This window comes from Streptococcus sp. Marseille-Q7156, from assembly GCF_965119495.1.
Genome location: NZ_CBCPLU010000008.1, coordinates 1 through 1,507, shown reverse-complemented (window position 1 = coordinate 1,507; position 1,507 = coordinate 1). Strand labels below are relative to the sequence as shown.

General features: G+C 31.6%; 1 protein-coding gene and 1 pseudogene. Both read right to left on the bottom strand.

Annotated elements, in window-relative coordinates; all coding sequences use genetic code 11:
- Positions 1 to 630 (bottom strand): annotated as a pseudogene (locus ACWPV5_RS10180) (beta-carotene 15,15'-monooxygenase); the annotation flags it as partial.
- 17 nt (positions 631 to 647) lie between these two features.
- The gene (locus ACWPV5_RS10175; RefSeq protein ID WP_023942496.1) at positions 648 to 1,379 is read right to left on the bottom strand and encodes an ABC transporter ATP-binding protein; all 732 of its coding nucleotides are present in this window, start codon (positions 1,377 to 1,379) and stop codon (positions 648 to 650) included.
- Positions 1,380 to 1,507 lie beyond the last annotated feature (128 nt).

The window sequence follows — 1,507 nt, the reverse complement described above, 5'->3', positions numbered from 1 at the left end:
AATAGAACCTATACATAGTAACCATAGGAATAAACGAACAGAGATGTTAACAAATCCAGCTACTGTAACTTTTCTTTTTTTCTTTTTTGGTTTTAATATTGATGATATTTTAAGTATTCGACTTGAATAAAAGTAAGCCCCTATCCCGACAATTGTTGGGACTATGAAAACACTCAATAAAATTGATTGAATGTTGGCTGTAATAACTAAATCAGGTAACTCATCTCTTCCTAATAAATTTTGTAAAAATTTGTAGTAACTATCTGCCATGATAAATGAAAGTATTGTACCAATACTACTAACAATCACTGCCATTAAATAAAACTGTCCAGATACTAATAAAGATAGCTGAGTTCTGCTTGCGCCTAAGATAGCCCACAATTGGTAATCCTTTTTAAAGATATCTATTAGCAGTCTTATATTATTTGAAATAAGGAAAAATAGAGTAGTCCCGCCAAAAATTATTAGCATTTGAAAAAGTTGTGAAGCGTTAATATTAGCAGTCTTGATTGAACTAGCAATACCAAATAAAGATGTTCCAACAATCAGGCTTGATACAAATAGTAATGGTATTGTTCCTAACCATTGTCTTTTTGAGTACTGAAATTGGTAAATGATTAATTTTAGCATAATAAATCCTCCTCAAATTAATCTTTACTACTTTCAAGTGCTTGGTAGAGCTCATCAGCTGAAGGTTTAATAATTTGTTGAGATATTTTTCCGTCTTTTAAAATCAGTGCTCTGTCAGTTTTTGAAGCCAACTCAATATCATGAGTAACCATAAAAACACATTTTCCTTGACTCGCTAAATTACGAAGTGTTTCAAAAATAAGTTTTCTTGAGACGCTGTCCAGAGCTCCTGTTGGCTCATCAGCAAAAATAATTTTACTATCAGCTATTATTGCACGAGTAATAGCCACTTTTTGCTGTTCTCCACCTGATAAGGTAGCAACTAATGATGATAGTTCTGCTTTAAAATTCAAACTATCCAACATTTTTTTTACTTTATTGCTATCAACACTCTTTCCTGAGAGTCTCAGAGGAAGTGTAACATTTTCTAGTACAGGTAGAGCGGGTACCAGATTATAGTTTTGAAAAATTATTGCAATATCTTGCCTTCTAAATTGAGCAAGCTTCCCTTCTTTTAAGGTGTATGGATTTACACCATTGATAACAACTTCGCCACTTGTTGGTTCAGATAAACTTGATAAGCAACTTAGCAAAGTAGACTTTCCAGAACCACTGACACCAAGTATTGATACAAAATCTCCATAATTGACAGATAAAGAAATATCTTTCAAAATAGAAACAGTTTTGTCTTGTCCTAACAAAAACTCTTTTGAAAGATTTGAGACTTTAACAGCTACATTATTAACCATAATAAATCCTCCTGATCCCAGTGTCATCTTTGATTTAATTATACAATATTGGAATTCTATTAATATCAAGTAAGTAACTTATGAAACGTATTTTTAATGGATAAAATTTCTATTTCCTCTGAATCTCG

Coding starts and splice junctions, on each gene's coding strand:
- ACWPV5_RS10175 (WP_023942496.1), bottom strand. CDS start 1,379: ATGGTTAATAATGTAGCTGTTAAAGTCTCAAATCTTTCAAAAGAGTTT.